Origin of the sequence: Streptomyces parvus, from assembly GCF_014648875.1 — a bacterium.
Classification (GTDB): Bacteria; Actinomycetota; Actinomycetes; order Streptomycetales; family Streptomycetaceae; genus Streptomyces; species Streptomyces parvus.
Genome location: NZ_BMRY01000004.1, coordinates 706419 through 728929, shown reverse-complemented (window position 1 = coordinate 728929; position 22511 = coordinate 706419). Strand labels below are relative to the sequence as shown.

Below are 22511 nucleotides of genomic sequence, written 5' to 3'. Positions count from 1 at the left end.
GACCATCGTCGCGATCAACAAGGACGCCGAAGCCCCGATCTTCGAACTCGTCGACTACGGCGTCATCGGCGACCTCTTCGCCGTCGTGCCCCAGCTCACCGACGAGATCAACACCCGCAAGGGCTGATCTTCCGGTAAGTGAACAGAACGCGGCCGGGCCGCACGGTGAAATCCCCACCGTGCGGCCCGGCCGCGGCCGTCAGCGTCGTTCTTCGGCCGGACGTGCCGACGTGCCCCGCTCGCCACGGTCCTGGTCGTCCCGGTCCTGTGTGCCGAGGCCGAACGTGGTGAACGCCGTGCGCTCCGGCAGCGGGTAGAACTCCTTGCCCGTCAGCGCGTTGACGATGACGGCGGACCGCCAGGCGGCCAGGCCCAGATCCGGTGTGCCGACGCCGTGCGTGTGCCGTTCGGCGTTCTGCACGAAGACGGAACCGGCGATCTCCGGTGCCAGCACCAGCCGTTGGACCGCGTCGACCTGCGGACGCCCTGCCTCGTCGCGGACGACGTACGGAGCGAGGGCGGCGAGCAGCGTGTCGACGGGGCGCTCCCGGTAGCCGGTGGCGAGGACGACGGCGTCCGTGACGAGCCGGCCCTTCGCCTCCTGCTGGCCGTGCTCGACGCTCAGTTCGATGCGTCCTTCCCCCGTGGTGGCGGCGCCGGTGACCTCGATGCCGGGCGTGAGCGTGACGTCGGGCCAGTCGCCGCCGAGGCTGCGCCGGTACAGCTCGTCGTGGATGTCCCCGAGCGTGTCCCCGCTGACGCCCTTGTAGAGCTGCCACTGGCGGGGCAGGAGCCGGTCCCGGGTGGCCTGCGGGAGTCCGTGGAAGTAGCGGGTGTAGTCGGGGGTGAACTGCTCCAGACCGATCTTGCTGTACTCCATGGGCGCGAAGGCCGGCGTACGGGCCAGCCAGGTCAGCCCCTCCGCTCCCTCGGGCCTCGACCGCAGCAGGTCCAGCAGGACTTCGGCGCCCGACTGGCCCGAGCCGACGACGGTGATGTGGCGGACGGCCAGCAGCCGGTCCCGCTGGGCGAGATAGTCCGCCGAGTGCAGCACGAGGGAGGCGGGGTCGCGGGCCGGCTCCCGCAGCGGCTCGGGGACGTGGGGTGCCGTGCCGACGCCGAGGGCGAGGTTACGGGCATGGGTCAGCCCGGTCCTCAGGGTCTCCCCGTCCGGGCCCAGCCGGGTGAACTCCACGGCGAACGCGCCCTGTCCGGGGTCCCAGGCGACGGTGTCGACGCGGTGGCCGAAGCGGGTGGAGGGCAGTTCGGTGCTCACCCAGCGCAGGTAGTTGTCGAACTCCGAGCGGTGGATGTGGAAGCGCTCGGCGAAGTAGAACGGGAAGAGCCTGCGGCGGACCTTGATGTAGTTGAGGTACGACCAGGGGCTGGTGGGCTCGACGAGGCTCACCAGGTCCGCCAGAAAGGGCACTTGCAGGGTCGCGCCCTCGATGAGCAGCCCGGGGTGCCAGTGGAAGGCTGCCCGCTGCTCGTGAAAGGCGGCGCGCAGCCCGGGAACGCCGTCGGCCAGTGCGGCGAGCGAGAGGTTGAAGGGCCCTGCCCCCACCCCCAGCAGATCGAGGGGCGGCGTGCGCGGTCCGGGTGTCATCGGGTTCCTCCGGCGGGTGTCGCGGGTGCGGCGAGGGGCGGTCCCGGGCGAGTCGTGCGCATCGTCGACGTCATGGCGACAGCCTTTCCGTCTCGGGGGCCTCGGTACCTTCGGCCGCCGAGGCTTCCCGCAGGGCACGGTCCGCCGCCGCCGTGACGAGGTCGAGCAGCGGGAGCAGTTCGGCCGTCGCGGCGTTCGGGTGCAGCAGGGTGGCCTTCAGCCAGAGGCGGCTGCGGCCGTCGCCGTCCTCCGCCACCGCGCGGCCGAGAACGGCGCGCCCCTCGGCGAGCAGGGTGCGGCGGACGGCGGCGACCACGGCGTCGCCCGCCTCGTCGCCCAGCGCGTCGGCCACGGCGGGGCGGAACAGGACGGTGCTGATCCCGGCTCCGCCCGGGCGCAGGCGGAGCCGGGGGTGCGCGTCGACGGCCCGGCAGAATTCGTCGGCCGTACGCACGCAGTGCTCCACCAGGGCGCCGAGCCCCCGGCGTCCGAGGGCGCGGAAGGTGACCGCCATCTTCAGGGCGTCGGGGCGTCGGGTGGTGCGGATCGAGCGGCCCAGCAGGTCCGGGAGTCCGGCCTCGGTGTCGTCGTCGGCGTTGAGGTAGTCGGCGCGCAGGGACAGCGGGGCGAGCATCCCGGCGTCGGCGACGGCCAGCACTCCGGCGGCGACGGGCTGCCAGCCGAGTTTGTGCAGGTCGAACGTGACGGTGGCGGCGCGCTCCAGGCCCGCGAGCCGAGGAGCCAGGTGTTCGCTGAACAGCAGCGGTCCGCCGTACGCGGCATCGACGTGGAGCTGGGCGGTGTGCCGTTCGGCGATGCGGGCGATCTCCGGGAGCGGGTCGATGCGCCCCTCGTCGGTGGTCCCGGCGGTGGCGACGACCAGGAGCGGCGATCCGGCGAGGCCGGTCAGCGCATGGTCGAGGGCGGCCGGGTCGATCCGGCCGCTCTTGCAGGCGACGACCGTGGGGGCGGGCAGGCCGAGCATCCAGGCGGCGCGGTGGACGCTGTGGTGGGCGTTGGCGCCGGTCACCACGCGCAGCGGACCGCCTGCCGCCCGTTCCCGGGCGAGGAGCAGGGCGACCAGGTTGGACTCGGTGCCGCCACTGGTGATGAGCGCGTCGGGGGCGGGGGCCGTGGGGTGGACGAGCCGGGCCAGGGCCGCTGTGGTCAGCTCCTCGATCACCCCGGCGGCGGGCGCCTGGTCCCAGGAGTCCATGGAGGGGTTGAGGGCCGCCCCCGCCAGGTCTGCCGCGGCGGCCACGGCGAGCGGCGGGCAGTGGAGATGGGCGACGCAGGCGGGGTCGGCCGGGTCGGCGGCCCCTTCCGCGACCGCACGGACCACGTCCCCGAGCGCCGCCTCGGGGCCGACGCCCTCCTCCGGCAGGACCGGGGAGCAGAGGGCCCGGGTGTTCTGCTCCACGGCCTCGGGCCCCCCGGCGGGCAGCGGCCCGCCCCGGGCCGGGGCGGCGTCCGCCAGGGCGTCCAGGACGATGGCGGTGAGGGCCCGCAGGTGTTCCGGCCCGTGCGCACCGCCCGCGACGCGTCCTCCCCGTACGCCTTCGGCACCAGGAACCGGCGGCGTACCGGGGCTCGCGCCCGACGCCCCACGCTCCACGGAGGGTTCACCGGGGGTTGGGGGCGGAGCAGGCGGCATGGCGAGGACCTTCGGTCGTGGTGCGGACGGGTCGTTCGGAAGCGGGCCCGCGCGGGGCGACCCCGGAGGCGGAAAGATCCACCACCGGGGCTCGCTGGTTAGGCTAACCTAACTTCGAGGGTGCGATTGACGCGCGATCCGCCTGCTCAGGGAGGCTACTTCGCGCACCAAGGGAGGCTACTTCGCGTACCAGGGGCCCAAGTTGTTGGATCCCGACTCCGCCGCCCGGCGCAGTGCGTCCGGGGAGCCCAGCAGTTCGGCCGGCAGATAGCCGGAGCGGACGCCCGGTTCCCATCCGTGCACCTGGACGGCGAGGGCGGCCAGGGCGAGGGTGTCGAGGGGCAGCAGGGTGCGGGGCGCGGGAGCCGGTCCCACATTCTCCCGGTAGGCGTCGAGCCGGTCTGCCAACGCCTGCTCGAACGCGTGCTGTTCGTCGTCGAGGAGCACGCGCAACAGCCGCTGATCGGGGGTCGGTTCGCCCACCGCGTCGAGCGCGGCGGCGGCCTGTGCCCGCTCGGCCGCATCGGGCTTGCGCAGCGTCACGGTGGGCCAGTGGCGGGGCTGGTGCCCGGCCGCCTCGGTCAGATACAGGCACAGGGCGTCCATCGCGGCGAGATCCGCCGGGGTCGATTCCGAGGCGAGCGAGGAGTACGGAACTCCTTCGTGGATGGCGGGCGCGAAGTCGCCCCGCAGCAGCAGTCCGGTCACCCGCTGCCAGTCCCACACGAGACCGCTGACGAGGCAGGCCGCGAAGAGGTCGAGCCACGTACGGGCCGACGGGGCCTGCTCTCGCGAGGAGGCGACGACATCACCGAAGGATATGTCCTCGGTGCTGAGGTTCTCCCCGATCAGCGGGAAGAAGATCTCCTGGTCACCGTCGGGGAAGCAGCCGACGCTCATCTCCCCCAGCCGGCACTCCGCCGCCGTGAGCAGCGCGGAGCGCGTCACGTCGTCGAGCGCGGCTCCCTGCGCGATGCGGGCGGCGACATGGTCGAGCAGTTCCCCGGCCAGTTCGCGCATGCGCCGCGGGGCCGGGTCGTCGTAGCGCATGCCGTGCCACCGCCCCGCCGTCCGCCCGACGATGCCTTCCGACGCCTCGTCCAGGCGCCGGGAGTCCACCTCATGGCAGGTCACTTCCCGCATGTACCCCGTCCTTTCGTGATCTTCGGTCCGGAAGCGGCACGCTATCAGCGGGCTCGGACACCCACGGGTGCGGACGGGGACGGCCCGGTGCGGGAGCGGCGGTGGCCGCTCCCGCACCGGGCCCGGATCACGCCGCTTCGGTGGGCAGCTCCGCGCGGATCTCCCGCGCGGCGGCGACCAGGTTCTCCAGGGAGGCCCGGGTCTCGGGCCAGCCACGGGTCTTCAGGCCGCAGTCGGGGTTCACCCACAGCCGCTCGGCCGGGATGGCCTCAAGTCCCTTGCGGAGAAGGGCCGCTGCCTCCTCGGTACTGGGGATGCGGGGCGAGTGGATGTCGTAGACGCCGGGACCGGCCTCGCGCGGGTAGCCGTGGGCGGCCAGTTCGCGGGCGACCTGCATGTGGGAGCGGGCGGCTTCCAGGCTGATGACGTCGGCGTCGAGGTCGTCGATGGCCTGGACGATGTCACCGAACTCGGCGTAGCACATGTGCGTGTGGATCTGGGTCTGAGGCCGCACCCCGCTGGTGCTCAGCCGGAAGGACTCCGTGGCCCACTCCAGGTAGGAGGCGTGGTCGGCGGCGCGCAGCGGGAGCGTCTCGCGCAGCGCGGGTTCGTCGACCTGGATCACCGAAGTGCCGTTCGCCTCAAGGTCGTTGACCTCGTCGCGCAGGGCGAGGGCGACCTGGCGGGCGGTCTCGCCGAGCGGCTGGTCGTCGCGGACGAAGGACCAGGCGAGCATGGTGACCGGCCCGGTGAGCATGCCCTTGACCGGGCGGTCGGTGAGCGACTGCGCGTACGCGGTCCACCGCACCGTCATCGGCTCGGGGCGCGAGATGTCCCCGGCGAGGACCGGCGGGCGGACGTAACGGGTGCCGTACGACTGGACCCAGCCGTGCTGGGTGGCGAGGTAGCCGGTGAGCTGCTCGGCGAAGTACTCCACCATGTCGTTGCGTTCGGGCTCGCCGTGCACCAGGACATCGATCCCGGCCTTCTCCTGGAAGGAGAGGACCTCGCGGATCTCGTCCTTGATGCGCTCCTCGTACCCGGCCTCGTCGATCCGTCCCGCCCGCAAGTCGGCGCGTGCGGTGCGCAGCTCGGTGGTCTGCGGGAACGAGCCGATCGTGGTGGTCGGCAGCAACGGCAGCCCGAGATGAGCGCGCTGGGCGAGCGTCCGCTCGGCGTACGGCTGGGAACGGCGGCCGTCCGCGTCCGTGATCGCCGCCGTACGGGCACGCACCGCCGGGTCGCGGGTGATCGCGGCATCGGCGCGGGAGGCCAGGTCGGCCCGGTTGGCGGCGAGTTCGGCCGCGATGGCGTCCGTGCCGGAGGCCAGACCGCGGGCCAGGACGACGATCTCTTCGGTCTTCTGCCGGGCGAAGGCGAGCCAGCGGGCGATCTGCGGGTCGATGTCGCGCTCGGCCTTCGCGTCCAGCGGGACGTGCAGCAGGGAGCAGGAGGCGGAGACGTCGACCCGGTCGGCGAGACCGAGCAGGGTGCCGAGCGTGGCGAGGGACTTCTCGTAGTCGTTGATCCAGATGTTGCGGCCGTTGACGACACCGGCGACCAGCCGCTTGCCGGGCAGCCCGCCGGCGGCCGCGAGGTCGTCGAGGTTGCCGGCGCCGGTCTCGGTGAAGTCGAGGGCGAGCCCGTCGACAGGGGCCTTGGCCAGGACCGCCAGCGCCTCGCCGAGCCTCCCGAAGTAGGAGGCGACCAGCAGCTTGGGCCGGTCGGTGAGTCCGCCGAGCTCGCGGTAGGCGCGGGCGGCGGCGTTCAGCTCGGCCGGGGTGCGGTCCTGCACGAGAGCGGGCTCGTCCAGCTGCACCCACTCCGCCCCCGCCGCACGCAGATCGGCGAGGACCTCGGCGTACACCGGCAGCAGCCGGTCCAGCAGGGTCAGCGGCTCGAAGTCGGCGGCCACACCGGGGGCCGCCTTGGCGAGGAGAAGGTAGGTCACGGGGCCGACGAGGACCGGACGCGGGGTGTGCCCCAGCGCCAGGGCCTCCTTGAACTCCGCGACCTGCTTGGCCGAGTCCGCCGTGAACACCGTGTCCGGACCCAACTCGGGCACCAGATAGTGGTAGTTGGTGTCGAACCACTTCGTCATCTCCAGCGGAGCGACGTCCTGGTTGCCACGCGCCATGGCGAAGAAGCCGTCGAGGGCGTTCGCGTTCACGGCGTCCTGGTGCCGCGCCGGGATCACGCCGACCATGACGCTGGTGTCCAGAACATGGTCGTAGTACGAGAAATCACCGGTCGGAACTTCGTGGACGCCGGCCTCGGCGAGCTGCTGCCAGGTTCCCCGGCGCAGATCGGCTGCGGTCTGCCGGAGGGCGTCGGCGCTGACGCGGCCCTTCCAGTAACCCTCGACGGCCTTCTTCAGTTCACGGTTCTGACCCTGGCGGGGGTAGCCGTACACGGTGGCCCGTGCTGCCGCGGCTGCGGGCTTCGCTGTCACGTGACTCTCCTTCGCGAGCGTGTCTGCGGTGCAGACCCCGGGACGGGACGCGGACGCGAAGGGGTGACGTATCGGGCGGACACCGGACACATCGAACCGTGCCCGTCCACCTGACGGCTACGCCGACCCGCCCACGAGGTCACCGAGATCTCCGCACGCGAACGGTCGCGTGCGGGCAACGGGCAGGTCTTCGGACTCGCGGGCACGTCTGCCGGGGCAGACACCTAGTGGCCGTCGCTTCCCAGACCCGTTCGGGCCCAGTGCGTATGACGGCGGTCGTTCCCACTCACCGCTGCGGGGCAGTCCCGGATTCCCACCGGGTTCCCTCTTGCGACACCCTGCCTGGCGGACAGGGCGAACCAGCTGCGCCGGCCAGCCTAAGCGGACGACCGCCGGGCGCACACCGTTGTTCACACTTCGGACGGCGATGTGAGACACGGGCGGTCTTCCGGCAGCCCCGGTCCGCGAGCGGCGCGCCGACGCCCATCAGGTTCCCCGGCCGTTCGACTGTTCGCCATCCCCTCCCTGACCGCCGGTCAGGTCGCTCGTCTCGACTGTGCGGAGGCAGTGACCCAGATGTAACCGAATGGCGTAGGGGAATGCGGAACCACGGAGCGTCACAAGCCGTTCTTCTTCCCACTACACGGCCCCGCCGATCCCCGGCAGGGCTGATCGAGGAACGGAAGACGTCATATGAAGAAGACAGTCGGGTGGGCCCAGGACGGCGACGACTGGACGATCACCGTGAACGGCACGCAGTACCGCGCCATCGAGCGGCCGACAGGCGGCCGGGTGGACAACTACCTGGTCCGGGGTGACGACCTGAGCGCCGAGTGCCCGAGCCTCGGTCATGGACTGGGCGTCATCCGGGAACACGAGTCCCGGCGCTGACCCGAACCCGTCAGCCGAGCGGGCCGCCCACCGGACCGTCCGCGCCGTCCACCTGGCGGCCCGCCGCCCTCTCGCCGCCCGACGCCTCCCCGTCGCGCGGCCCCTGCCGCAGCAGGTAGGTGTCCATGATCCAGCCGTGCCGTTCGCGGGCCTCCGCGCGTACGCGGCTGATCTCGTCGGCCACCTCGTCGAGCGGGCCGGAGACCAGGATCTCGTCGGGGGTGCCGATGTAGGCGCCCCAGTGGATCCACAGGCCCCGGCCCGTCAGATGGGCGAAGGTCTCATGGCCGTCGAGCATCACGACGATGTCGCCGTCGTCCTCGGGGAACCCCTGGGCCAGCCGCCTGCCGGGGGTGATGTGGATGGGGCGGCCGACCTGGTTCAGGGTGACGCGGTGCCGGGCGGCGAGGGCGGAGACGCTGCTGATGCCGGGGATCACCTCGTGGCCGAATTCCACCGTGCCGCGACCCCGGATGTCGTCGAGGATCGCGAGCGTGCTGTCGTACAGGGCCGGATCGCCCCACACCAGGAAGGCTCCGCACTGCCCCGGTGCGAGCTCCTCGATGATCAGGCGTTCGCAGATGTCCGCGCGGCGGTGGCGCCAGTCGTGCACCGCCGAGGTGTAGCGCGCCGCATCGTCCTGGGTGCGGTCGCGCCACGGATCGTCGGCCTCCACCACGCGGTAGGGGCCGGTGAGGTGTTCGTCGAGGATGTCGCGCCGCAGCCGGGTCAGGGACTCCTTCTCCTTGCCCTTGCCGAGCACGAAGAAGACGTCGGCCCGCCGCATGGCCTTCACCGCGGCGAGGGTCAGGTGGTCGGGGTCGCCGGCACCCATGCCGATGACGAGGAGGTGCCGGGGTGCCTCGCTGCTGTCTGCCATGTCTGCCGATCATGCCAGGGCGAGGCGGGGTGGACTTACTAGGACGTCCAACTATATGTTCGTGAGCAGCGGGGTGGCCGGCGTACAGCCGGACACCCTCAAGGCCCGTGGTGTCAGGGAAGCCGGTGTGATTCCGGCGCGGTCCCGCCACTGTGACCGGGGAGTCCGTCCTCGCAGGACACGCCACTGACGGTGCAGCAGCCGTCGGGAAGGCAGGGGGACGGGCGGCGATCCGGGAGTCAGGATACCGGCCGCGGGTTGTTCCGTGTTTCCACGAGGATGGAGCAGACACGCATGGCACCGGTCCGCACCCACGGCCCCGCAGGTACGTCCCGGCGAGCGGTTCTCCCCGCTCCCTGACGGCCTCCGCCCTTCGCGTCCCCTCTCGGCGGCAGCCCTTCCGCGCCCCCGTGCACCCGACCGGTGCGTGGGCCGGTGGCAGCCGTGCGCCATCCCCGGATCTCTCCTGACGATCTCACCGACGAGAGCAGGTCTCCATGGTCCGCGAGCTCACCCATTTCATCGGCGGCAAGCACACGTCCGGCACCTCGGGCGGCTTCGGCGATGTCTTCGACCCCAACACCGGCCGGGTGCAGGCCCGGGTTCCGCTGGCCGACCGGGCCGAGACCGAGGCGGCGATCACCGACGCCGTCGAGGCCCAGCGCGAGTGGGGCGAGTGGAACCCGCAGCGCCGCGCCCGTGTGCTGCTGCGCTTCCTCCAGCTGGTGGAGAAGGAGAAGGACTCCCTGGCCCGGCTGCTCTCCTCCGAGCACGGCAAGACCGTGGCCGACGCGCACGGCGACATCGCACGCGGTCTCGACGTGGTGGAGTTCGCGGCCGGTGTCCCCCACCTCCTGAAGGGCGAGTTCAGCGACAACGCGGGCGCCGGGATCGACGTCCACTCGCTGCGCCGGCCGCTCGGGGTGGTCGCGGGCATCACTCCGTTCAACTTCCCCGCGATGATCCCGCTGTGGAAGGCCGCGCCCGCTCTGGCCTGCGGGAACGCCTTCATTCTCAAGCCGTCGGAGCGCGACCCGTCGGTGCCGCTGCGGCTGGCCGAACTCTTCCTGGAGGCGGGCCTTCCGCCGGGGGTCCTCAATGTCGTCAACGGCGGCAAGGAGGCCGTGGACACCCTGCTGGAGGACCCGCGCGTCAAGGCGCTCGGCTTCGTCGGCTCGACGCCGATCGCCGCGCACATCTACGCCACCGCCGCCGCCCACGGCAAGCGGGCCCAGTGCTTCGGCGGGGCGAAGAACCACATGATCGTGATGCCGGACGCCGACCTGGACCAGGCCGTGGACGCGCTGATCGGCGCCGGGTACGGCTCGGCGGGCGAGCGGTGCATGGCGATCTCGGTGGCCGTGCCGGTCGGCGAGGCCACCGCCGACGCGCTCGTCGCCAAGCTCACCGAGCGGATCGCCGAGCTGCGGATCGGCCGCTCGGACGACCCGGACGCCGACTTCGGGCCGCTGGTGGGCCGGGACGCGGTGGACAGGGTCCGCGGCTACGTCGACCTCGGTGTCGAGGAGGGCGCCGAACTGGTCGTCGACGGACGCGACTTCACCCTGGAGGGCCACGAGGACGGCTTCTTCGCGGGCGCCTCCCTCTTCGACCGGGTCACTCCGGACATGCGGATCTACCAGGAGGAGATCTTCGGCCCGGTGGTGTCCGTGGTCCGTGCGGCGGACTACGAGGAGGCGCTGCGGCTGCCCTCGGAGCACCCGTACGGCAACGGCGTCGCGCTCTTCACCCGCGACGGCGACACCGCCCGCGACTTCACGCGCCGCGTCGACACGGGCATGGTCGGCGTCAACGTGCCGATCCCGGTGCCGGTGGCGTACCACACGTTCGGCGGGTGGAAGCGGTCCGGCTTCGGCGACCTGAACCAGCACGGCCCGGACGCCATCCGCTTCTACACCCGGACCAAGACCGTCACCTCGCGCTGGCCCGCCTCGGGAATCCGGGACGGCGCGAGCTTCACGATTCCGACCATGGGGTGAGCACCGTGACCACGCTCCTCACCGACGACCAGTTCGCGGTCGTCGAGACGACCCTGGACTTCGCCCAGGAACACCTGGCCCCGCACGCGGTGGCCTGGGACCAGGACAAGCACTTCCCCGTCGACGTCCTGCGCAAGGCGGCGGGTCTCGGCCTCGGCGGCGTCTACGTACGGGAGGACCTCGGCGGGTCCGGGCTGACCCGCTCCGACGGGGTCCTCGTCTTCGAGGCCCTGGCCACCGGCTGCCCGTCCATCGCGGGCTACCTGTCCATCCACAACATGGTCGGCTGGATGATCGACCGTTACGGCACCGAGGACCAGCGGGCCCGCTATCTGCCGGATCTCTGCACCATGGAGCAGCTCGGCAGCTACTGCCTGACCGAGCCCGGCGCCGGGTCCGACGCCGCCGCGCTGCGCACCCGCGCGGTGCGCGACGGCGACCACTACGTGCTGACGGGTACGAAGCAGTTCATCTCCGGGGCGGGCGCCTCGCACCTCTACATCGTGCTGGCCCGCACCGGCGAGGACGGACCGCGCGGCATCTCCGCGTTCGTCGTCGAACGGGACGATCCCGGGCTGTCGTTCGGGGCCAACGAGAAGAAGATGGGGTGGAACGCCCAGCCCACCCGGCAGGTCCTGCTGGACGGGGTGCGGATCCCGGCGGACCGGCTGCTCGGCGAGGAGGGCGGCGGCTTCCGCATCGCGATGAACGGGCTGAACGGCGGGCGGCTCGGCATCGCCGCCTGCTCGTTGGGCGGCGCGCAGAGCGCCCTGGACCGCAGCCTGGCCCACCTCGCGGACCGGGAGGCGTTCGGCGGCCGGCTGCTGGACGCGCAGGCGCTGCAGTTCCGGCTGGCCGACATGGCGACCGAACTGGCCGCCGCCCGGGCCCTGGTGCGGCAGGCCGCCGAGGCACTCGACCGGAACGCCCCGGGAGCCCCGCAGTTGTGCGCGATGGCCAAGCACTTCGCGACGGACACCGGCTACTCGGTGGCCGACCGGGCGCTCCAACTGCACGGCGGCTACGGCTATCTGACCGAGTACGGCATCGAGAAGATCGTCCGGGACCTGCGGGTCCATCAGATCCTGGAAGGGACCAACGAGATCATGCGCGTCATGGTGGCCCGGAGCCTGACGGGGGCCCTGCGATGACCGAGGAGCACGTGCTCGTGCACACCGAGGGGCGTACGGGGGTGGTGACCCTGAACCGCCCGAAGGCGCTCAACGCCCTCACCCGTCCCATGGTGGAGACGATCACGGCCGCGCTCGACCGGTGGGAGCACGACCCCGAGGTGGAAGCCGTCGTCATCACCGGGGCCGGGGAGCGCGGTCTGTGCGCGGGCGGTGACATCCGGTCGATCTACGAGGACGCCCGCGCGGGCGGGAAGGCGTCGGCGGCGTTCTGGCGCGACGAGTACCGGCTCAACGCCCGGATCGCCCGTTACCCCAAGCCGTACGTGGCGGTCATGGACGGCATCGTGATGGGCGGCGGCGTCGGCGTCTCGGCGCACGGCAGCGTCCGGATCGTCACCGAGCGGTCCAAGGTGGCCATGCCGGAGACCGGGATCGGCTTCGTGCCGGACGTCGGCGGGACGTATCTGCTGGCGCTGGCCCCCGGGGAGCTGGGCACCCATCTCGCCCTGACGGGTGCCGTGGTGGGGGCCCGGGACGCGCTGCTGTGCGGGCTCGCCGACCACTTCGTACCGGCGGACGAGCTGCCCGCGCTCCTCGCCGCGCTGCGGACCGAGCCCCCGGCGGCGGTGCTGCACCGCCACGTCCGGGAGGCGCCGCCCGGGGTGCTGGAGGACAACCGCGCCTGGATCGACCACTGTTACGCCGCCGACACGGTCGAGGAGATCGTGGAGCGGCTGCTCGCCTCCGACGCCCCGGCGGCCCAGGAAGCGGCCGCCACGATCCTCGGCCGCTCCCCCGTCGCACTGAAGGTCACCCTCGCCGCACTGCGCCGGGCCCGCGAACTCGGCCCGCTGGAAAGGGTGCTGGAACAGGAGTACCGCGTCTCCTGCGCCGCTCTCTCCTCCGCCGACCTGGTGGAGGGCATCCGGGCCCAGGTGATCGACAAGGACCGGGACCCGCGCTGGACCCCGGGGACGCTGGTGGAGGTCACGGACGCGGACGTGGCCCGGTACTTCGCACCGACCGGCGACGAGGGGCTGTCCCTCGCCGTATCCGACTCACCGCAGGAGGTGCCCTGGTGACCACGACCGTCGCCTTCATCGGACTGGGCCACATGGGCGGCCCGATGGCCGCCAACCTCGTCCGGGCAGGACACCGGGTCCTCGGCCACGACCTGGTGGAGTCGTGCCTGGCAGCCGCCGTGGAGAGCGGTGTGGAGCGGGCGGGGAGCGCCGCCGAGGCCGCCGCGACCGCCGATGCGGTGATCACGATGCTGCCCGCGGGCCGCCATGTCCTCGCCCTGTACGGGCCGGAGGGACTGCTCGCCGCCGCCCGCCCCGGCACCCTGTTCGTCGACTGCTCGACCATCGACGTGGCCGACTCCCGGACGGCCCACGCGGCGGCCTCGGCGGCGGGTCACCGTTCCCTGGACGCCCCGGTCTCCGGTGGGGTGGTGGGGGCCGAGGCGGGCACGCTCACCTTCATGGCCGGGGGCGAGGAAGCCGCGTTCGCGGAGGCCGAGCCGCTGCTGTCCGTGATGGGGAAGAAGGCGGTGCACTGCGGGGCGGCGGGCGCCGGGCAGGCCGCGAAGATCTGCAACAACATGATCCTCGGCGTCTCGATGATCGCCGTCAGCGAGGCGTTCGTGCTCGCCGAGAGCCTCGGCCTCTCCGATCAGGCGCTGTTCGACGTGGCGTCGGCGGCGTCCGGCCAGTGCTGGGCGCTCACCGTCAACTGCCCGGTCCCCGGCCCGGTCCCGGGCAGCCCCGCCAACCGCGACTACCGCCCCGGGTTCGCCGCCCCGCTGATGGCCAAGGATCTCGGGCTGGCCGCCAACGCGGTGCGCGCGGGCGGGGTCGACGCCGAACTGGGGCTCAGGGCAGCGGAGTTGTACGCCCAATTCGCCGAGGGCAGCGGGGCGGACCAGGACTTCTCCGGGATCGTCCGGGCCATCCGGGCCGCTTCCACCACCGCCGACGCAGAGAAGGGCGCCACCCCGTGAGCGAGAACAACCAGAGCGCGGCCACCCCTGGCCCGTACAGCACCATCCTGGTCGAGCGGCGCGGCCGTACCGCCCTGCTCACCCTGAACCGGCCCAAGGCGCTCAACGCGCTGAGCCTGGACGTCATGCGGGAGACCGTCGAGGCCACGGAGGCGCTCGACCGCGACCCGGACGTCGGCTGCATCGTCATCACCGGCAGCGGGGAGAAGGCGTTCGCGGCCGGGGCGGACATCAAGGAGATGCAGCCGCAGAGCTACATGGACATGTATCTCAGCGACTGGTTCACCGCCTGGGACCGGCTCGGACAGCTCCGCACCCCGACGATCGCCGCCGTACGGGGCTACGCCCTGGGCGGGGGCTGCGAGCTGGCGATGCTGTGCGACCTGGTGATCGCCTCGGAGTCGGCGGTCTTCGGGCAGCCGGAGATCCGGCTCGGGGTGATCCCGGGCATCGGCGGCTCCCAGCGGCTGACCCGGGCGGTCGGCAAGGCCAAGGCGATGGATCTCTGTCTGACCGGCCGGAACATGGACGCCGAGGAGGCGGAGCGGGCCGGACTCGTCTCCCGGATCGTGCCCGACGCGGACCTGCTGGAGGAGGCGCTCGCGGTCGCGGGGACGGTCTCGGGCATGTCGGCGCCGGTCGCGATGATGGCGAAGGAGGCCGTGAACCGGGCCTTCGAGACGACGCTCGCGGAGGGGGTGCGCTTCGAACGCCGCCTGTTCCACGCGGTGTTCGCGACGGCCGACCAGAAGGAGGGCATGAAGGCGTTCACCGAGAAGCGGCCCGCGGAGTTCACGCACCGCTGAGCCCGCCACCGAGTCCGCCGCCGACCCGCGCCGCCGCAGAGGCCGGCGCGGGTCGGGCGCCGGGATGATTCACTCCGCGATGAGCGTTGTATCCGGTTGTGTCCGGCTCCATGCGGCGAGCCGGGCCATCGGAGAGAGCTGGAGGCGGCGCTGTGCACGGTGAGTACAAGGTTCCCGGCGGCAAGCTGGTCGTGGTGGACCTGGAGGTGGCGGGCGGGGCGCTGCGGAACGTCCGGGTCGCCGGGGACTTCTTCCTCGAACCGGACGAGGCGATCCTCGCGATCGACGCGGCGCTGGAGGGCGCTCCGGCCACCACCGACACCGCCGGGCTCGCGGCCCGGATCGAGGCGGCGCTGCCCGACTCCACGGTGATGCTGGGACTGAGTTCGGAGGGCGTCGCCATCGCCGTACGCCGGGCGCTGGCGCGGGCCACGGAGTGGAGCGACTACGACTGGCAGCTGATCCACGACACGCCCCAGTCGCCGGCGCTGCACATGGCGCTGGACGAGGTGATCACCGCCGAGGTGGCGGCGGGACTGCGGCCGCCGACCCTGCGGGTCTGGGAGTGGGACTCCCCCGCCGTGATCATCGGCAGCTTCCAGTCGCTGCGCAACGAGGTGGACCCGGCGGGTGTGGAGCGGCACGGCGTGGACGTCGTGCGCCGGATCTCGGGCGGCGGCGCGATGTTCGCCGAGCCCAGCTCCACCATCACGTACTCGCTCGCCGTGCCGCAGGCGCTGGTGTCGGGGCTGTCCTTCGCCGACAGTTACGCCTATCTGGACGACTGGGTCCTGGAAGCCCTCGCGGACATGGGCATCAAGGCCTGGTACCAGCCGCTCAACGACATCGCCACCGAGGTCGGCAAGATCGCGGGAGCCGCGCAGAAGCGGGTGGTGGGGCCGGACGGCGGGCCGGGGGCCGTGCTGCACCACGTGACGATGGCGTACGACATCGACGCCGACAAGATGCTGGAGGTGCTCCGCATCGGCAAGGAGAAGATGTCGGACAAGGGCACCCGGTCGGCGAAGAAGCGCGTGGACCCGCTGCGGCGGCAGACCGGGCTGCCGCGCCAGGTGGTGATCGAGCGGATGATCGACTCGTTCCGCAGGCGCCACGGCCTCACCACCGGAAGCGTGACCGACGCCGAGCTGGCCCGCGCGGAGGAACTCGTACGGACCAAGTTCGCCACGCCGGAGTGGACGGCCCGGGTGCCGTAGGGCTCCCTGGGCGGGTGGGCGCCGCCGCATACTGGGTCGTATGGACAAGGCGGCGTCCGGCTCCGGAGTGCGGGAACGTCTCGGCAGGAGCCTGTTCGCCCGGGTGGCGGGGCCTTCCGGGCCGGAGAACCGGGCCCGGATCCACCAGACGCCCGGCCCCCGCTGGTTCGGCCCGGACCGGCCGGTGCGCCGGGTGCACGGGGACGCGTCCATGTTCATCGGCGGGCTGCGCGCCCTGCTCCTCCAGTCTCTGCACCCTCTCGCCATGGCCGCCGTCGCGGGCCACTCGGGGTTCCGGGGCGATCCGTGGGGGCGGCTCCAGCGGACCAGCACGTTCCTGGCGGTGACCACGTTCGGCACGGCCGAGCACGCCCAGGAGGCGGTGGACCGCGTACGGTCCGTGCACGAGGGGGTACGCGGGAGGGCGCCCTCCGGGGAGCCGTACCACGCGGCCGATCCGCACCTCCTGTGCTGGGTACACATCGCCGAGGTGGACAGCTTTCTCCGCGCCCATCAGCGGTACGGGGCACGGCCGCTGGACGGTGCCGGGTGCGACGGGTACATCCACGACATGGCGACGGTGGCCCACGCCCTCGGCATCCCCGACCCGCCGCACGACCGGGCGGAGCTGGCGGAGCGCATCGCCGCCTACCGCCCGGAGCTGCGCGCCACCCGGGAGGCCCTGGACGCGGCCCGCTTCATCCTCCTGCACCCGCCGCTGCCCTGGCCGGTCCGCCCCCCGTACGCCGTACTCGCCGCCAACGCCGTGGCCGCACTCCCGCCGTGGGCCCGGGAGCCGTTGCGGCTGCCCCGGGTGCCGGGGGTCGAGGAGGTCTGCGTACGGCCCGCCGGTAAGGCCCTGACCAGGACCATCCGGTGGGCGATGACCCCGCCCGCGGGAGGCTGAGCGCCGCCCGGGTGCCGGGTGCCGCCGTTGACAGGACGATGGAGGGGACCGTACGAGGGGGGCCCACGACGGGAGACCCCGGTGGCACGCAGCGAATCGACGGACGTCCTCGTGGTGGGCGCGGGCCCGGTCGGCCTGACGCTCGCCGCCGAACTGCGGCGTGCGGGGGTGGCCTGCCGGATCGTGGACCGGCTGCCCGCCCGGCTGCCGTACGCCAAGGCGGTGGGCGTCCAGCCGCGCACCCTGGAGCTCTTCGAGCGAATGGGCCTGGTGCGCGAGGTGCTGGACGCGGCGGTCCCGATGCGCGGGCAGCTGACGTACGAGAACGGGGCCGAGCAGGGCCGGGTCGAGCTGGTCCTGCCGCCCGAGGTGCCGTACGGCTTCGCCGCGCTGCCGCAGTGCGACACGGAACGGCTGCTGGAGGAGTTCCTCGGGCGCTACGGGACCGGCATCGAGCGGTCGACCGCGCTGGTGGGCTTCGCCCAGGACCCCGCCGGGGTGACCAGCCGGCTGACGACCACGTCCGGGGACGAGGTGGAGGTCCGCTCGCGGTTCCTGGTGGGCTGCGACGGTGCGCACTCGGCGGTGCGCAAGGGGCTCGGGCTCAGCTTCGAGGGCGGTGCGTTCCCCGAGGAGTACATGCTCGCCGATGTGGAGGTGGGGTGGGATCTGCCGGCCGGGTACGGGGTGCGCTCGATGCACCGCGGCGAGGACGGCGCGATCGACGATCTGCTGGTCTGCATCCCGCTTCCGGGGAACGGCCGCTACCGGATGTCGATGCTGGTGCCGCCGGAGCTGTCCGCCGCGCGGCAGGCGGAGGCGGCCGGGGCGGCGGGCGGCGGTGACGGGGTGACGCACGGCCTGGAAGGCGGTACGGCCCCCGCGCTCCCGGACATCCAGAAGGTCCTCGACCGGCTGGCGCCGGAGCCGGTCACCGCGTCCGCGCTGCGCTGGTCGTCGGTGTTCCGGATCAGCCACCGGCTGGTGGACCGGTACGGGGAGGGCCGGGTGTTCGTCGCCGGGGACGCGGCGCACATCCATCCGCCGACTGGCGCCCAGGGCATGAACACCGGGATCCAGGACGCCTGCAACCTGGCGTGGAAGCTGGCGCTCGCCGTCGAGGGCGCGGCGGGGCCGCAGGTGCTCGCCGGGTACGACGCGGAGCGGCACCCGGTCGGCGAGGAGGTGGTGGGCCGGACCGTCCGGCACGCCGCCGAAGGGGTGCAGGCCGACCCGGACGACCGGGAGACGCTGCTGCTGCGCGAGGCCCAGCTCCTGGTCGGCTACCGGGAGAGCCCGCTGGTGACGCCCCTCGCCCCGGACGACCCGGCCCCGCTGCGGCCGGGCGACCGGGCCCCGGACTGCGGAGGCCTCACCGGGGACATCGCCGCCCACCCGGTGCGCCTCTTCGACCTGTTGCGCGGTCGCGGTCACGTCCTGCTGGTGTACGGGGACCACCCGGCGGGCGACACGCCCCTCGATCTCGCTTCCGCCGCACGGGAGTTGACCGGCGGCCGGATGGACACGCACCGGATCCTGCCCGCCGGCGCCCCGGACCGGTGGACGGGCATCCCGCATCACCACGACAGCCGGGGCGAGTTCGCGCTCCAGTACGGGTCGGGCGAGGGCGCGGCCTTCGTCGTACGCCCGGACGGATATCTGACGGCCTGTCTCCGTCCGCCGACGGTGGCCGGGTTGAAGGAGGCCGTGGCCAGGGTCTTCCTCCCGTGAGGGCCGTCGTGGTCAGTCGACGGTGACCACGACCGAGTGCCATCCGCTCGCCCCGTCCGGGACGGTCTTCGTGCGCTTCTCGGTCTGCGTCTCGCCCGTCCCGTCCGTGGCGCGGACGGTGAGGGTGTGGCTGCCCGGGGTCGCCTTCCACGGGTAGGTCCACTGGCGCCAGGTGTCGACGGTGGCCTCGTCGGCGAGCTGGGCAGGCCGCCAGGGGCCGTCGTCGACGCGGATCTCGACCTTCTCGATGCCCCGGTGCTGGGCCCACGCCACCCCGGCGACCATGACCGTGCCCGCCTCGGGGCGCGCGAAGGGCTTGGGCGTGTCGATCCGGGACTGGGTCTTGATCGGGGCCTCCCGGGCCCAGTCGCGCTTCACCCAGTACGCGTCGTAGTCGTCGAACGTGGTGAGCTCGATGTCCTCGATCCACTTGCAGGCCGAGACGTACCCGTACAGTCCGGGCACGAGCATTCGGACGGGGAACCCGTTGACGAACGGCAGCGGTTCGCCGTTCATACCGACGGCGAGCATCGCGTCCCGGCCGTCCATGACGTCCTCCACGGGGGTGCCGAGCGTCATGCCGTCCACCGAGCGGGAGATGATCTGGTCCGCCTCGCCGCCCCGCGACGGCGGCTTCACCCCGGCCTCCTTGAGCAGATCGGCCAGGCGGACGCCGATCCACCGGGCGTGGCCGATGTAGGGGCCGCCGACCTCGTTGGAGACACAGCACAGGGTGATCTCGCGTTCGATCAGCGGTCGGTCCAGCAGGTCCTGGTAGCTGAACTCCAGATCCCGGCGGACGCCCTTGCCGTGGATGCGCAGCCGCCAGGTGTTCGCGTCGACCTTGGGGACCACGAGGGCGGTGTCGACCCGGTAGAAGTCGTCGTTGGGCGTGGTGAAGGAGCTGATGCCGCGCACCCTCGGCTGTGCTCCCGCCGGGATCGGCTTCGCGGCCGAGGCCGGGGCGGGCAGCCGGACCGCGTCCCGGGAGGCGACCGCGTCCTGGGCGCTGCGGCTGTTGAGTGCCCGGCCGACGGCCCCGGCGGCGGTGGAGGCGGCGGCCGCCGCGGTGGCGGCGATCAGGAAGCCGCGCCGGTCCCAGCCGCTCTCGTCCTCCTCCCCGGCGACGGTGCGCGGCCGGGTGAGCCTGCCGACGAGGACGTACAGCAGGATCGCCCCGGCCACCGCGCCGACCAGGGACGGCAGCCCGTCGGTGAACCCGGTGGAGTCCGGCCTGCTGACGGCGGCCGCCGTGCCGACCGCGCCGAAGACCAGGACGGCGGCGGAGCCCGTACGCCGGTGGCGCAGCGCCAGCAGACCGACGGCGACGGCGAAGAGGGCGAGCGTGACGACGATGCCGAGCTGGAGGACGATCTTGTCGTTCTCGCCGAACGTCCGGATCGCCCAGTCCTTCACCCCCGTGGGCGTCCGGTCGATGGCGGCTCCGCCGACCGCCGTGACGGGGCTCGCCTCGGGTCTGACGGCGGCCGATACGAGTTCGGCGGCGGTCAGCGCGGCGAACCCCGCGAGCAGTCCGCTCAGTGCGGCGAGGGCGTTGCGGGTCAGGGCGGTGCGGTTGATCCTCACGGTCCTCATTCGGAACCGGGAAGCGGCCGGATTGCTCCGAACCCCCGTACGGCTCCGCGATCCCACCCGTTCGGGGGCGCCCACACACGAACCGCCCCGGCAGGCACCAGGGCCGACCGGGGCGGTCACGGACGGGGGCGATGAGGCCGCCCCCGGCTCATGTCACGTCAGGCGAGGGACGCGATCGCCTGGTTGAACGTGGCGGACGGGCGCATGACCGCCGCGGCCTTGGCCGGGTCGGGCTGGAAGTAGCCGCCGATCTCGGCCGGGGAGCCCTGCACCGCGATCAGTTCGGCGACGATGGTCTCCTCCTGCTCGGCCAGGGTCTTGGCGAGCGGGGCGAACGCCTCGGCGAGCTTGGCGTCGTCGGTCTGCTGCGCCAGCTCCTGGGCCCAGTAGAGGGCCAGGTAGAAGTGGCTGCCGCGGTTGTCGATGCCGCCGAGGCGGCGGCTCGGGGACTTGTCCTCGTTGAGGAAGGTGCCCGTGGCCCGGTCCAGGGTGTCGGCGAGGACCTGGGCCCGCGCGTTGTCCGTGGTGGTGGCCAGGTGCTCGAAGCTGACCGCGAGGGCCAGGAACTCGCCCAGGCTGTCCCAGCGGAGGTAGTTCTCCTTGACGAGCTGCTGGACGTGCTTGGGGGCCGAGCCGCCCGCGCCGGTCTCGAAGAGGCCGCCGCCGTTCATCAGCGGGACCACGGAGAGCATCTTCGCGCTGGTGCCGAGCTCCAGGATCGGGAAGAGGTCGGTGAGGTAGTCACGGAGCACGTTGCCGGTGACGGAGATGGTGTCCTCGCCGCGGCGGATGCGCTCCAGGGAGAAGGCGGTGGCCTCGACCGGCGACTTGATGGAGATGTCCAGGCCGTCCGTGTCGTGGTCGGCGAGGTACGTCTTGACCTTGGCGATCAGGTTGGCGTCGTGCGCGCGGGTCTCGTCCAGCCAGAACACGGCCGGGGTGCCGGTGGCGCGGGCGCGGGTGACGGCGAGCTTGACCCAGTCCTGGATCGGCAGGTCCTTGGTCTGGCACATGCGGAAGATGTCGCCGGCGCCGACGGCCTGCTCCAGCACGACCGCGCCGCTCGCATCGACGACGCGCACGGTGCCGGTGGCGGGGATCTCGAAGGTCTTGTCGTGGCTGCCGTACTCCTCGGCCTTCTGCGCCATCAGACCGACGTTGGGCACCGAGCCCATGGTGGCGGGGTCGAAGGCGCCGTTGGCGCGGCAGTCGTCGATGACGACCTGGTAGACACCGGCGTAGCTGCTGTCCGGAAGGACGGCGATGGTGTCGGCCTCGTTGCCGTCCGGGCCCCACATGTGACCCGAGGTGCGGATCATGGCGGGCATGGAGGCGTCGACGATGACGTCGCTGGGGACGTGCAGGTTGGTGATGCCCTTGTCGGAGTCGACCATCGCGAGGGCGGGGCCCTCGGCGAGCTCGGCCTCGAAGGACGCCTGGATCTCGGCGCCGACGTCCGGCAGCGAGCCGAGGCCCTTGAGGATGCCGCCCAGACCGTCGTTGGGGGTGAGGCCGGCGGCGGCGAGCTGGTCGCCGTACTTGGCGAAGGTGTTCGGGAAGAAGGCGCGTACCGCGTGGCCGAAGATGATCGGGTCGGAGACCTTCATCATGGTGGCCTTGAGGTGCAGGGAGAACAGCACGCCCTCGGCCTTGGCGCGGGCGACCTGCGCGGTGAAGAACTCGCGCAGCGCGGCGACGCGCATGACGGCCGCGTCGACGACCTCGCCCTTGAGGACGGGTACGGACTCGCGGAGCACGGTGGTGGTGCCGTCGTCAGCGCCCAGCTCGATGCGGAGCGTGCCGTCCTCGGCGACGACCGCGGACTTCTCGGTGGAGCGGAAGTCGTCGACGCCCATGGTGGCGACGTTCGTCTTCGAGTCGGCCGTCCAGGCGCCCATGCGGTGCGGGTGGGCCTTGGCGTAGTTCTTGACGGAGGCGGGGGCGCGGCGGTCGGAGTTGCCCTCGCGCAGCACCGGGTTCACGGCGCTGCCCTTGACCTTGTCGTAGCGGGCGCGGACGTCCTTGTCCGCGTCGGTCTGCGGGTCGTCCGGGTAGTCCGGGAGGGCGTAGCCCTGCTCCTGGAGCTCGGCGATGGCGGCCTTGAGCTGCGGGATCGACGCCGAGATGTTCGGCAGCTTGATGATGTTCGCGCCGGGCGTCCTGGCCAGCTCGCCCAGCTCGGCGAGTGCGTCATCGATACGCTGCTCGGCCTTGAGGTGCTCCGGGAAACTGGCGATGATCCGGCCCGCGAGGGAGATGTCACGGCGCTCGACCGTGACACCTGCGGTCGAGGCGTAGGCCTCGACGACGGGCAGGAACGAGTAGGTCGCCAGGGCAGGGGCCTCGTCGGTGTGCGTATAGATGATGGTCGAGTCAGTCACCGGGTGCTCCGCTCCACGTCTGCAACATTGCTTGACATCAAGATATCTCTTCGGCGTGCCGGGCTCCACAAGGCCCCCGCACGGCTTCGTGGCCAGGACGCCGTGCGGGCGA

General features: G+C 72.5%; 16 protein-coding genes, 1 pseudogene and 2 riboswitches. Of the genes and pseudogenes, 10 read left to right on the top strand and 7 right to left on the bottom strand.

What is annotated here, in order from left to right:
* A pseudogene (locus IE140_RS16790) lies at positions 1-127 on the top strand (electron transfer flavoprotein subunit alpha/FixB family protein); the annotation flags it as partial.
* A gap of 72 nt (positions 128-199) precedes the next feature.
* Here IE140_RS16790 and IE140_RS16785 read toward each other — a convergent pair.
* The 4 genes from IE140_RS16785 to metE form a co-directional block, all read right to left on the bottom strand.
* On the bottom strand, positions 200-1606 hold the full coding sequence (locus tag IE140_RS16785; RefSeq protein WP_150195966.1) for a lysine N(6)-hydroxylase/L-ornithine N(5)-oxygenase family protein: 1407 nt from the start codon (positions 1604-1606) through the stop codon (positions 200-202).
* A gap of 70 nt (positions 1607-1676) precedes the next feature.
* The gene (locus tag IE140_RS16780) at positions 1677-3260 is read right to left on the bottom strand and encodes a pyridoxal phosphate-dependent decarboxylase family protein (RefSeq protein WP_229826819.1); all 1584 of its coding nucleotides are present in this window, start codon (positions 3258-3260) and stop codon (positions 1677-1679) included.
* Between the two features lie 177 nt (positions 3261-3437).
* A complete protein-coding gene (locus IE140_RS16775) occupies positions 3438-4403 on the bottom strand; it encodes an Imm49 family immunity protein (RefSeq protein WP_150195970.1) in 966 nt (321 codons plus the stop codon).
* A 127-nt stretch (positions 4404-4530) separates the two neighbouring features.
* Positions 4531-6855 carry a 5-methyltetrahydropteroyltriglutamate--homocysteine S-methyltransferase gene (metE, locus tag IE140_RS16770; RefSeq protein ID WP_150195973.1) on the bottom strand — a complete coding sequence of 775 codons (2325 nt, stop codon included), beginning with the start codon at positions 6853-6855 and terminating at the stop codon, positions 4531-4533.
* 176 nt (positions 6856-7031) lie between these two features.
* Positions 7032-7221: riboswitch (cobalamin riboswitch) on the bottom strand.
* Positions 7222-7548: 327 nt separating this feature from the next.
* On the opposite strand from metE, the gene IE140_RS16765 reads away from it, so the two are divergent.
* Complete coding sequence (locus IE140_RS16765; RefSeq protein WP_006128668.1) at positions 7549-7746, top strand: hypothetical protein; 198 nt, start codon at positions 7549-7551, stop codon at positions 7744-7746.
* A 10-nt stretch (positions 7747-7756) separates the two neighbouring features.
* On the opposite strand, the gene cobF is transcribed toward IE140_RS16765, so the two are convergent.
* A complete protein-coding gene (gene cobF / locus IE140_RS16760) occupies positions 7757-8626 on the bottom strand; it encodes a precorrin-6A synthase (deacetylating) (protein WP_150195976.1) in 870 nt (289 codons plus the stop codon).
* Positions 8627-8717: 91 nt separating this feature from the next.
* Positions 8718-8896, top strand: a riboswitch (cobalamin riboswitch).
* A gap of 227 nt (positions 8897-9123) precedes the next feature.
* On the opposite strand from cobF, the gene IE140_RS16755 reads away from it, so the two are divergent.
* From IE140_RS16755 to IE140_RS16720, 8 genes are all read left to right on the top strand, one after another.
* Positions 9124-10626: a CoA-acylating methylmalonate-semialdehyde dehydrogenase gene (locus tag IE140_RS16755; RefSeq protein ID WP_150195978.1), complete on the top strand. Its 1503-nt coding sequence runs from the start codon at positions 9124-9126 to the stop codon at positions 10624-10626.
* Complete coding sequence (locus IE140_RS16750; RefSeq protein ID WP_093444551.1) at positions 10623-11777, top strand: acyl-CoA dehydrogenase family protein; 1155 nt, start codon at positions 10623-10625, stop codon at positions 11775-11777. The genes IE140_RS16755 and IE140_RS16750 overlap by 4 nt, the downstream gene beginning before the upstream one ends.
* Positions 11774-12841, top strand: a complete 1068-nt coding sequence (locus IE140_RS16745; protein ID WP_189460480.1) for an enoyl-CoA hydratase/isomerase family protein — start codon at positions 11774-11776, stop codon at positions 12839-12841. The genes IE140_RS16750 and IE140_RS16745 overlap by 4 nt, the downstream gene beginning before the upstream one ends.
* Complete coding sequence (mmsB, locus tag IE140_RS16740) at positions 12838-13761, top strand: 3-hydroxyisobutyrate dehydrogenase (protein WP_150195980.1); 924 nt, start codon at positions 12838-12840, stop codon at positions 13759-13761. Before IE140_RS16745 ends, mmsB begins: the two co-directional genes overlap by 4 nt.
* A complete protein-coding gene (locus IE140_RS16735; protein WP_150195982.1) occupies positions 13758-14567 on the top strand; it encodes an enoyl-CoA hydratase in 810 nt (269 codons plus the stop codon). The genes mmsB and IE140_RS16735 overlap by 4 nt, the downstream gene beginning before the upstream one ends.
* Before the next feature lie 152 nt (positions 14568-14719).
* A complete protein-coding gene (lplAB, locus tag IE140_RS16730) occupies positions 14720-15784 on the top strand; it encodes a lipoate-protein ligase LplAB (protein ID WP_150195984.1) in 1065 nt (354 codons plus the stop codon).
* A gap of 40 nt (positions 15785-15824) precedes the next feature.
* The gene (locus tag IE140_RS16725) at positions 15825-16691 is read left to right on the top strand and encodes an oxygenase MpaB family protein (RefSeq protein WP_109180690.1); all 867 of its coding nucleotides are present in this window, start codon (positions 15825-15827) and stop codon (positions 16689-16691) included.
* 81 nt (positions 16692-16772) lie between these two features.
* Complete coding sequence (locus IE140_RS16720; RefSeq protein WP_109180689.1) at positions 16773-18422, top strand: FAD-dependent monooxygenase; 1650 nt, start codon at positions 16773-16775, stop codon at positions 18420-18422.
* Positions 18423-18434: 12 nt separating this feature from the next.
* Here the strand turns inward: IE140_RS16720 and IE140_RS16715 are convergent, their stop codons facing one another.
* On the bottom strand, positions 18435-20018 hold the full coding sequence (locus tag IE140_RS16715; protein WP_150195986.1) for a molybdopterin-dependent oxidoreductase: 1584 nt from the start codon (positions 20016-20018) through the stop codon (positions 18435-18437).
* Between the two features lie 158 nt (positions 20019-20176).
* Complete coding sequence (locus IE140_RS16710; protein WP_093444544.1) at positions 20177-22399, bottom strand: NADP-dependent isocitrate dehydrogenase; 2223 nt, start codon at positions 22397-22399, stop codon at positions 20177-20179.
* Positions 22400-22511: the final 112 nt, after the last annotated feature.

Excerpts from the sequence above, each read along its gene's own strand:
- IE140_RS16775 (WP_150195970.1), bottom strand. The coding sequence starts at position 4,403 with ATGCGGGAAGTGACCTGCCATGAGGTGGACTCCCGGCGCCTGGACGAG.
- IE140_RS16755 (WP_150195978.1), top strand. The coding sequence starts at position 9,124 with ATGGTCCGCGAGCTCACCCATTTCATCGGCGGCAAGCACACGTCCGGC.
- IE140_RS16785 (WP_150195966.1), bottom strand. The coding sequence starts at position 1,606 with ATGACACCCGGACCGCGCACGCCGCCCCTCGATCTGCTGGGGGTGGGG.
- IE140_RS16725 (WP_109180690.1), top strand. The coding sequence starts at position 15,825 with ATGGACAAGGCGGCGTCCGGCTCCGGAGTGCGGGAACGTCTCGGCAGG.
- IE140_RS16780 (WP_229826819.1), bottom strand. The coding sequence starts at position 3,260 with ATGCCGCCTGCTCCGCCCCCAACCCCCGGTGAACCCTCCGTGGAGCGT.
- IE140_RS16715 (WP_150195986.1), bottom strand. The coding sequence starts at position 20,018 with ATGAGGACCGTGAGGATCAACCGCACCGCCCTGACCCGCAACGCCCTC.
- IE140_RS16765 (WP_006128668.1), top strand. The coding sequence starts at position 7,549 with ATGAAGAAGACAGTCGGGTGGGCCCAGGACGGCGACGACTGGACGATC.
- IE140_RS16745 (WP_189460480.1), top strand. The coding sequence starts at position 11,774 with ATGACCGAGGAGCACGTGCTCGTGCACACCGAGGGGCGTACGGGGGTG.
- cobF (WP_150195976.1), bottom strand. The coding sequence starts at position 8,626 with ATGGCAGACAGCAGCGAGGCACCCCGGCACCTCCTCGTCATCGGCATG.